Annotated in this window: 6 protein-coding genes and 1 pseudogene; 3 read left to right on the top strand and 4 right to left on the bottom strand. The window is 65.1% G+C overall.

Annotated features, from left to right (window positions below; genetic code table 11):
- Together HRUBRA_RS15230 and HRUBRA_RS13785 are read right to left on the bottom strand one after the other, a co-directional pair.
- Positions 1-183 (bottom strand): annotated as a pseudogene (locus tag HRUBRA_RS15230) (hypothetical protein); the annotation flags it as partial.
- Positions 184-213: 30 nt separating this feature from the next.
- A complete protein-coding gene (locus HRUBRA_RS13785) occupies positions 214-1,056 on the bottom strand; it encodes a glycosyltransferase family protein (RefSeq protein ID WP_035518103.1) in 843 nt (280 codons plus the stop codon).
- A gap of 98 nt (positions 1,057-1,154) precedes the next feature.
- On the opposite strand from HRUBRA_RS13785, the gene HRUBRA_RS13780 reads away from it, so the two are divergent.
- On the top strand, positions 1,155-2,381 hold the full coding sequence (locus HRUBRA_RS13780) for an Nramp family divalent metal transporter (RefSeq protein WP_035518101.1): 1,227 nt from the start codon (positions 1,155-1,157) through the stop codon (positions 2,379-2,381).
- 199 nt (positions 2,382-2,580) lie between these two features.
- Positions 2,581-4,395 carry a putative Ig domain-containing protein gene (locus tag HRUBRA_RS13775; RefSeq protein WP_035518099.1) on the top strand — a complete coding sequence of 605 codons (1,815 nt, stop codon included), beginning with the start codon at positions 2,581-2,583 and terminating at the stop codon, positions 4,393-4,395.
- 91 nt (positions 4,396-4,486) lie between these two features.
- Here HRUBRA_RS13775 and HRUBRA_RS13770 read toward each other — a convergent pair whose 3' ends face one another.
- A complete protein-coding gene (locus tag HRUBRA_RS13770; RefSeq protein ID WP_035518106.1) occupies positions 4,487-5,602 on the bottom strand; it encodes a pectin acetylesterase-family hydrolase in 1,116 nt (371 codons plus the stop codon).
- 88 nt (positions 5,603-5,690) lie between these two features.
- Here HRUBRA_RS13770 and HRUBRA_RS13765 point away from each other — a divergent pair, with 88 nt between their 5' ends.
- A complete protein-coding gene (locus HRUBRA_RS13765; protein WP_161787618.1) occupies positions 5,691-6,659 on the top strand; it encodes a DUF3187 family protein in 969 nt (322 codons plus the stop codon).
- Positions 6,660-6,855: 196 nt separating this feature from the next.
- On the opposite strand, the gene HRUBRA_RS13760 is transcribed toward HRUBRA_RS13765, so the two are convergent.
- Entirely contained in the window at positions 6,856-9,882 is a 3,027-nt protein-coding gene (locus HRUBRA_RS13760; RefSeq protein WP_236629880.1) for a response regulator, read from the bottom strand.
- Between the last annotated feature and the right edge of the window lie 187 nt (positions 9,883-10,069).

The following is a 10,069-nucleotide window of genomic DNA, read 5'->3' as shown; positions in this document are numbered from 1 at the left end:
CGGGGTCGGCGCGGGGGCCTCCGCCGCCGCCGGCTCCGGCCCTGCGGCAAAGTGCGCCAGCGTCAGCACCCGGCGGGACGGGGCTGCCCCCGGGAGATCCCGGCGGGAGCTGTAAAGCGTGACGCCCATGGCCTGGAGGCAGGCAAGGCGTGCGAGATCAGCGTTGGGGTCAGGAGTGCTCATGCGAGGATAGTAGCAGTTTTCCGGCGGCCCTCAGCGAAAGCCGTGCTGCCGGAAAAAACGCAGGGCAGAGCGCAGGAACCAGCGCACGTGGCGCCAGCCCTTGTTCGCCGCATAGCCGCCGTGATGCACAATGCGCACCTGGGGCGCATACACCAGGCGCCCGAACGGCCGCAGGCGCCGGGACAGATCGAAATCCTCAAAGTACATGAAGTAGCCCGTATCGAAGCCGCGGCATAGTCGCGCCGGTCGTCCCCGCAGCAGCAGAAAACAGCCCGAGAGGAGCGGCACCTCGGCGACCGCAGGACTCGCGCAGAGCTCACGGACCTCGTAGCGGGCCAGGCGCCGCTGCGCCCGCCGCCGCAGCCAGGCTGGCGCGAAGCCGCGCAGGAGGAGCACATCCGGCGTGGGGTGGCGCTTGCAGAGATACTCTCGCCGGCCGTCTGCCGCTTCCGCGTAGGGATTAAGCGCAGCGATGCCCGGGTCCCGAGCGAGCAGTGCAAGGCCGGCCGAGAGCGCATCCCGGGCCAGCTCAACATCGGGGTTGAGCACAAGGTGGTAGTCACTCTCACTATCGAGGAGCACCCGGTTGTGGCCCGCGCCGAAGCCGCGGTTCTCCTCCAGCACCAGAAAGCGGTAGCTGAGCGCCCCCGTTTCGTCGAGGAGCGAGGCCACGGCATCGCGGGCAGCGGCGGCGTAGGGCGCGTCCACGGAATTGTCCACAACCCATAGGGCCGCACCGCCGAGCACGCCGGCCCGACGGGCGTCGGCCACGGCCAGCGCAAGGCTGCGTACGGTCGCAGCGAGCTGCGGCAGCGGGCTGTGATGCAGCACGAGCGAAACGGTAAGGGAGGGCACGGAAGACGGCTCGTTCATTACGCCTATGATATCAGCCCGCCAAAAGCGGGCGCATCAGCAGAGTGCTACCATCGCGGCTTCCGCGCCTCCGGGCGCACCCGGAGGGACGTCGGCCCATGGCCAGGGAGCCACAACGCGCAGGTCGCTTCGGGCCGGGGCTGCTGGTTACCGCAGCCTTTATCGGTCCCGGCACCATCGCCACAGCCAGCAGCGCCGGCGCCATCTTCGGCTATACGCTGGTGTGGGCCCTGCTGTTCTCGGTCTTCGCCACCGTGGTGCTTCAGGAGATGGCGGCCCGGCAGGCCCTGGCCACGCGGGCAGGCCTTGCCGAGACCATGCGCACCGCCTTTGCCAGCCAGGCTCTGGGCCGCGTCGCGGTGATCCTTGTGGTTGCAGCCATCGGCCTCGGCAACGCCGCCTACGAGGCCGGCAACATCACCGGCGCCGCCGTTGCCGTAGCGGGCGTCACCGGCAGCGGCACGGGGCCCTGGGCCGTGGCCATTGGCGTTGCCGCGGCGCTGCTCCTCGGCAGCGGCCACTACCACTTGCTCGAACGGGTGCTGATCGGGCTCGTGCTCCTCATGAGCACCGTGTTTCTCGCCTGCGCCGTGCTCGCGGCGCCGGGGCCCGAAATCATCCTGGACGCTCTGGCGCGACCAGGCATGCCTGAGGGATCCGCGCTCACGGTCATTGCGCTTATCGGAACCACCGTCGTCCCCTATAACCTGTTCCTCCACGCCAACGCCGCCCGGGAGAAGTGGCCGGCAACGCTGCCCCTGGACGAGTCCCTCGCTGCGGCCCGGCGCGACAGTATCCTGTCCATCGGCCTCGGCGGGCTGATCACGCTGGCGATCCTGAGCACGGCAGCGGTGACCTTCTTCGGCAGCAGCAAATCTTTCGATGCCTTCGCCATGGCCGATCAGCTGGAGCCGCTCCTCGGCCCGGCGGCCGGCCCCGTCTTTGCCGCCGGCCTCTTCGCCGGCGGTCTCACCAGCGCCCTAACCGCACCGCTGGCCGCCGGCTACGCCGTCTGCGGCGCCCTGGGCTGGCGCGGGGGCCTCCGGGACCCGGGCTTCCGTGCCGTTAGCTTCGCCGTGCTCCTCTGCGGCACCATCTTTGCGGCCCTGGGCACGCGGCCGCTCGCCGCCATCCTGTTTGCCCAGGCCGCCAACGGACTGCTGCTGCCGTTTGTTGCCCTGGCGCTGCTCTACCTGATGAACCGGAGGGACCTCCTCGGCACACACCGCAACGGTACCCTCGGCAACCTGCTCGGCGCCGTGGTCGTTGCGGTGGCAACGGGGCTCGGGCTGCTCAAGCTGGCGAGCGTTGCCGGCCTGCTCTGAGGTTCCGCTCCCGGGCGTTCGCGTACCTTGTGTAAAAAGTGACAATTTATACCTATCATTCTGTTATTGCTCGACTTTCATAGCAAAAAGCGTGCTATCGTGAGACGCGCAGTAGCACAAGACGGCGGTGCGGGATAAAGTGAGCGGTAAAGCGATAAGACTGCGCCCGGGCCACGGGAACTAGGGATAGGGGAAGATAATGAGTCACTGGGTCGCCACTCTCGGTCGCCGCCTCGCGGCGTTGGGCTCCATGCTGGTCCTGCTGACCGCCTGCGGTGGTGGCGGTGGTGGTGGCGGGTTCCTGTCTGATGATGGCACCGGGAACAACCCACTCACAATTACAACCGGCACCCTGCCGGACGTTGCCTCCACACCCTACAGCACGGTGCTTGAGGCCAGCGGTGGTACGCCGCCTTACAGCTGGGAACTGATCGACGATGGCGGCACGGGCTTCACTATCAACAGCGAAGGGATTTTCAGAGGCGACGCGCTGCCGCCTGCCGGCACCTATGGCGTGACCATCAGCGTCAGCGACGCCAACGGCCGCGATACAAGGCAATCCTTTACGCTGACGGTGACCACTGAAAACGCCCTGTCTATTGCCACCACTGCTCTCCCACAGGCCATTGAAGGCCTGGATTACACGGCCCTTCTCGATGCGAGCGGCGGCGCGGAGCCCTATCGGTGGAGCGTCGTCAATGACGGCGGAACAGGTTTCGGCATCAACGCCGATGGCGTGCTGACCGGAACAGCACCCGACAGCGGCGACTACGGCATCACCCTCGAAGTCACCGACGAGGCAGACAGCCGGGATCGACAGTCTTTCATCCTCACCGTGACCGGCGATACACCGCAACCGCTCACGATCGCGACGGAAACCCTGCCCACGGCCGAAGAAGGACAGACTTACTCCGCTATCCTGCAGGCGGCCGGAGGCCAGGGCGACTACCTGTGGACGCTCGTCGATGCCGGCGGTACAGGTCTGGACCTTCGCGATGATGGCGTGCTCAGCGGCACGGTCCCGGCCGAGGGATCCTATGGGATCACGGTGGCGGTGGCAGACAACGTGCGTGAGGTGTCGAAGTCACTCGTGCTGACCGTGAGCGCGGAAGGCGATCCGCTAACGCTAGGGACGACATCACTCCCGGGCGCCACCGTTGGCGAGCGTTACGCGGCCGTTCTGGAGGCGACCGGCGGCAGCCGCGACTACAGCTGGCAGCTGGTCAGCAGCGGCGATTCCGGCTTGTCCCTCAGCTCCGCCGGTGTGCTCAGCGGCACGCCCTCGGCCGTTGGCACCTACGGCATCGTCTTCCGCGTCTCCGACGGCCAGGACACCGTGCAGGGTGCGCTGACACTGGTGGTGGATACCTTTGAGCCTTTCGTGCCGCTGGCGGTTGTTACCGAGACGCTGCCTGCGGCGAACGGGCAGATTTACGCAGCCACTCTTGAGGCCGAGGGTGGCACACCGCCTTACAGCTGGACCCTTGTTAATGATGGTGGCTCCGGCCTCTCGTTGTCGACATCCGGGTCCCTCAGCGGGACTTCTCCGGCGGTCGGCACCTATGGACTCACCGTCTCCGTAGCCGACTCGGCAGGTGGCAGCGACACGGCTGCCTTGACGCTCGAGGTGGATGGCAGCGATGCCACCACCCTGGAGATCATTTCTACCGACCTGGGCACGGCCACGCAGGGGGAAACCTACTCTTTTATTCTGCGTGCATCCGGTGGACCTACCGGAGACTACACTTGGAGTAAAGTAGAAGTGGTACCGAGCCTGCCAACTATCGAGATCGGTTCCGACTCTTTTGAAGACGCTCGTCTCACTCTGGACCCGGACACCGGCGTCCTGACTTGGTTCTCTGGTGACATTGAAAACGGCGTGCTAACCGGAGAGTGCACCACGGATTATTCCTACACGGTGCAGGTCACAGACGCGGGACCGCCGGCCTCGTCCGACGTCAGAACCCTGCCTTTGACTGCAGCGCTCGATCCAAACGATCCGGACTGCCAGTAGGCGCAGTCTCCGATTGAAAGCCGGCGGAAGGAGTTTCAGCCGGCGCACTCAGGAGCGGCCGACAGGCCGCTTTTCGGTGGCGCCTACCGCTTCAGTCAATCAACGACACCCAGTCCGCCGACCCGTCCAGCATCAACCCGATCCACTCCTTCACCGACGTGCCCTGCACCGCGAGGTCGAACTGGGCCTGAATGAAGGTGTGGCTGTTGCCGTTGGCGATGAAGCTGCGGAAACGCTCCGGGTAGGCTGCCTCCAGCTCTTCCATTTCCGGGATGAGCGCCGCTTCGAAGGCCTCGCCGCCGATGCCGACGAAGACGTCGGCAATCACCGTATCCTGCCTGGTGCTCATGAAACCCAAGCGCAGGTTGTCGTCCTCGCCGAGCTGCCACTTGTGATAATCGGTCAGGTGGCCGTCCTCACCAATGCAGTCGTCACAGGAAGCAGGAATAAACGCAGCGGCATTCCACTCCTCGACGAACTGATCGATAAGACCCGGCCGCGAGATGCCGACACCGGAATCATTCACCAGCTCGATGGGCGTATCCGGAAACAGCTTACGCACCAGCGGTAGCGCGTAGTCGGTGCCGAAACCGCCGGCGCTGTTGCCCGTCAGGAGAATGCGCTCGGGACTTGGGAAGCTGTTGGCGACCACATCAAGCGCAGCGGAGAGGTTCTTGAGGCCCCGCTGATAACGATCGGTCATGCCGTCGTCATCCAGGTCGATATCGATATCACCGGAGAAAATCGAGCCATCACAGTAGGGCAGGTAGGCGGTGTTCCAGCTGGCGACGGGATTGCCCGGCGTGCCCGGGTTCAGAATGCCGAAGGGCGGAATCCCCGGGGCCGCTGTTTCCGTTGCCGAGCACAGGTCTGACCAGCAGGCGCCGCCGCCCTCGAGGAAAATCATGAGCTCGGCACTGCCCTGATCACGCGTAGCCATGGTGTACTCGCCCCCGGTGAGGCAGCGTGGGCCATCGCCGGCACCGAAGGCGTGATTGACTACGTCACCCTCGGTCTCCGAGGTCATCGGTGTGTACAGGCCGAGGTACCGGTCCACGCCCTGCTCATACAGCTCGGCAAAGGGAGCCGGTTCCGGCTCGGGCTCCGGCGGTGGAGGCGGGTCATTAGTCAGGGTATTGTCAGAATCGGAGCAGGCCGCCAGGGTCAGGACGGCCAGGGCAAGAAACAGGGGGCGACGAACGAACATGGTGTTTTCCTTCTTATGGATATTCCCGCAGGAGTGTGCCACGCCCCGCACAGCTTCACCAGGCAACGCGGCGTCGCTGGTGGTGGCCATGACGCTCCTGCTATCGGCGCAGGCCACGGTGGCCGACGTGGAGGCCCCCTTCCCCACGGCAAACCGCAGCCCGCTGATCCTGCCCCTGGGGCTGCCCGACGCACGCGGCGCAGCACTGCTGCCCGCCGGTGCCCTGGAGTTCCGCTCGACCCTCGAGTTTGCCAACACCAGCCTAAATGAGCCCTCGCTGTGCGGCGACGACTGCTCCCTGACGCTTGACGGAGAAACCGCGCGCCTCGCCCTCGGGATGCGTAGGGGCCTGGCGGGCGGCTGGGAGGCATCGGCGGTGCTGCCGCTGCTGAGGCACAGCGGCGGCTTCCTCGATAGTGCCATCGAGGGCTGGCATGACGTCTTCAGTCTGCCGAATGGCGACCGGGACCAGTACCCGCAGGATCGCCTCCGGTTCCAGTACCGCCCCGAAAGCGGTGGCGTGGCCCTCGCTGATACGGTGAGCGGCATCGGGGATCTGCAACTCGGTATCGCCCGGCAGCTCGGGGAGCGCTTTGCGCTGCGCGGCCAGCTCAAGCTGCCGAGCGGTGACACCGGCGACCTCACCGGCAGTGGCGGAACGGATGCAGCGCTCAGCCTGCACTTCAGCAGCAACGGCAATGACGCCGGCGCCACGGCCGGACGACGCCTCTACGCCCACCTGTCCGGCGGCGTCCTCTTCGGTGAGGACGGCAAGCTGCTGCCGGAGGCGCGGGAGCGCTGGCTCGCCTTCGGCTCCGCGACCTTAGGCTGGCGGGCCAGCGAGCATTGGCACCTGAAGGTGCAGGTCGACGGCCACAGTGCTGCCTGGGACAGCCCCCGGGAGGCCCTCGGCGACCCCTCCGCGCAGCTTGTGGTTGGCGCCACAGGACAGCTGGGGAAACACTGGCTGGTCGACCTGGCCTTCAGCGAAGATATTGTGGTGGAGCGTTCGCCCGATATCGTCTTTCATCTGGGCCTGCGCTGGCAGATGCCCTGACCGGACGCGGGCCTCAGTCAGTCGGCAGGGAAGGCGTCGAGAATCGCGTAAAGCTCTTTGCGCTGGGCCCGAAACTGGCCACGCAAGTGCATGCGATTAGTAAAGGAAGACCGGTATACCTGCTCGAGTACACCGCGCGGATGCTCATTATCAGACTTCAAAAACGCCGGTATATCCCTGATCGCCCGGCACTGTATCAGGCCCTGTCATGGTCGGTCGGCAGCGCCGCCGCGAGCACCTCCAGCGCGGCCAGCGCTTCATCGCTGTCATAGGAGGCGATCGCCGCCGTCAGACGACTGGCTGCCGGAGCCAGCGCAGTGCCTTCGCAGAGTGCCTCGACGCGCGCCGCCTCAGCCTGGCTGGCTACATCGCCTTCCTCGAGCAGGGGCCGCAGGGCTGCCAGGATCGTGACCAGCTCCGCCGTGTCCGGCGCAACGGACGTTTCCGGGGACGGCTGGTCAGGACGGTTCGGCGCCAGGCCTTCCAGAGCCGCCAGCAGCTGCCGCAGGGGTGGCTGCAGCGCGGACAGGGCCTCTTTCACGGTGCTGACGTTGCCTTCAGCGCAGGCCGCCTCCAGCGTCTCGGCCGCATCGCCCACGGCCTCGGCACCGATGCTGCGGGCGGCACCCTTCAAGGTATGTGCCTCACGCTCCATCACGTTGCCGTCCGCTGCCGCAACAGCGGCTGCAAAGCGCGCTTCGAAAGCAGCAGCACTGTCACAGAAGCGCGCGAGCACCTTGCGATAGAGTTCCTCGTCACCACCGGCGGTGGCACGGCCGGCGGCCAGATCGACGCCCGCACTGGCGAGAGCAGCCGGATCATCGGTGACCGCCGATGCTGCGATCGGTGCGGGCCCCTCGCGCGCCGAGGCCCTCCGGGACGCCGGCGAGACCCAGCGCGCGAGCGTTGCGAACAGCTCGCCGATACGCAGTGGCTTGGGAATGTGGTCATTCATCCCCGCCGCAAGTACCGCGTCGCGATCACTGGCCATGGCGTTAGCGGTGAGTGCAAGCACCGGCAGCTTCTGCCAGGCGGGGTTCCGGCGAAGCTGTCGCGTCGCTTCGAAGCCATCCATGACCGGCATCTGGCAGTCCATAAGAACACCGTCATAGCGGGCCCGGTGCAGGCATTCGAGCGCCTCTTTGCCGTTATTGGCGACGTCGACACTGACCGATGCCCGGTCCAGGAAGGCGGTGGTGAGTTCCTGATTGACGGGGTCGTCCTCCACCAGGAGCAGGTGCGCGCCCTGCAAAGCGGCAAGGTCCGCCGCCGCCACCTCAGCCCAGTTGGTATGCCGTTTTGGCAACTGCTGGTCGAAACCCCGCGCCGCCATGATAGCTTCGAGCAACGTAGAGGGGGTCACGGGCTTGCTGAGCACGGCATGGAACAACCCCTCACCGGCCACGGCTTCTGCGCGATCCCGGCCATGGGCCGTGAGCATAATCATGGGAGGCACATCGGCGCGGTCCCCAAGAATATCCGGTAGACGCCGAGCGACTTCAATGCCGTCCATGTCCGGCATGAACCAATCGAGGATAAGGACCCCCGGCAGCTCCTCGGCTTGCGCGAGGTCATCGAGTGCTGCCCTGCCATCGGCCACGGCGCGCGCACGCAGCCCGAAGGACGAAAGCATCCCGCACAGAACCTCGCGCGCTGTGTCGTTGTCATCTACAACCAGCACCTCAACATCTTCAAGCTCTGCTCCCGAGCCGCGAAGCAACGGGCGCTGAACCGCACCCTTGCCCAGGGTACAGCTGAAGCGGAAGCTACTGCCCTCGCCGGGCGTGCTGGACACCTCGAACTGCCCGCCCATCATCTCGGCCAACCGGGCAGAGATGGCCAGCCCGAGCCCGGTCCCGCCGTAGCGCCGGGTAGTGGATGCGTCGGCCTGGCTGAAGGCCTGGAACAAACGCTGTTGCTGTTCCTCGGTCATACCAATGCCCGTATCCTCGACCTCGAACACCAGCACTGCCTGCTCGGGGTCCTCCTGGTCCACGCGGATCCGTAGGACAACCTCGCCGCTTTCGGTGAACTTCACCGCGTTATTGAGCAGATTCATGAGCACCTGCTGCAGGCGCAGGGAATCCCCGATAAGCCGATGCGGCACCTCCGGTGCAACATCGATGAGGAACTCAAGGCCCTTTTCCTCTGCGCGGAAAACGATCACGTTGATCAGCCCCTGAATCACATCCTCAAGCTGGAAAGGCGCCCACTCAAGGGAGAGCTTGCCGGACTCTATCTTCGAGAAGTCGAGAATGTCGTTGAGAATCCCCAGCAGCGCCTCTGCTGCCTGATAGGTCCGCTCGAAGTAACTGCGCTCCGTCGCGTCGGTGGCCGCTTGCAGACCGAGATAGCTCATACCCATGATCGCGTTCATGGGCGTGCGAATCTCGTGAGACATGTTGGCAAGAAACTCGGACTTGGCCCTATTCGCCCTCTCTGCTTCCTCCCGCGCCTCACGCAGGTCCTCAGCGGCGGCGTGCTCTGCACTGACATCGTCAAAAAGTGCAACCAGACCTTCTTCCGCACGCGCCGGATTGAGCAGCCGGGTGGTCACAAGGCACCAGAAAGGCGTCCCGTCTTTAGCACGGTAGTGCACCTCTTCCTGGAATACCTCCCCACGGCCGGTGCGCTCATGGATGACGTCGCCATAATGTTCGAAGGCTTCGTGAGTCAGATACCAGTGCTCTGTACTGTTACCAACGATTTCGTCTTCACTGTAGCCAAACAGCTCTGCCAGGCGGGCATTGCAGCGCACGACTATCCTGTCACGGATCAGGGCGATGCCCAGGGGAGCGGTGTCGATAAGCGCCAGCTGCTGGCGGTTTGCCTCTTCCAGCTCCCGGGAGCGCTCCTCCACGCGTGCCTCGAGCTCGTTGCGATAGGTGACAAGTTCGGCCTTCTCCTCCACCTCGCGCGTGATATCCGTCATGGCTGCATGCATGACGAGATCGTTCACCAGCGACAGGCGAGTAAGCAGGACCCGGCAGTGGAAAAGCTCCCCGTTCAACCTCCGGTGCTGGCATTCGAATTCGACACCGCCTTCCTGCAGGGTTTTGGCTGCATAGCGCCGCTGCATGACTTTGGTCTGCTCGCCATCGGGCTGAACCTCCGGGGACAGTTCCCACGGCTCAAAGCCACAGAGCGCGTCCCGGGACTCGGCGCCGAACATCGCGAGCGCTGCCAGGTTTGCATCGATGATGTGTTCTTTACTGAGCAGCATCATGGGCTGCCGGGTATCATAAAAAAGGCTGCGGAAACGCTGTTCGCTTTCCTGCAGCTCGCGATCACGCCTCTCGACTTCCGTGATGTCCCGCCAGATGAGGGACAAACAGGTGCGGTCATCGAGGCGCAGAGAAATGGACCCCAGAATTTGGACAGCTCGATAAGTGCATTCCCGGGTTATGCCG

The sequence above is a fragment of the Pseudohaliea rubra DSM 19751 genome (assembly GCF_000764025.1).
In the GTDB taxonomy this organism is placed as follows: Bacteria; Pseudomonadota; Gammaproteobacteria; order Pseudomonadales; family Halieaceae; genus Pseudohaliea; species Pseudohaliea rubra.
This window is presented reverse-complemented; position numbering and strand designations above follow the sequence as displayed.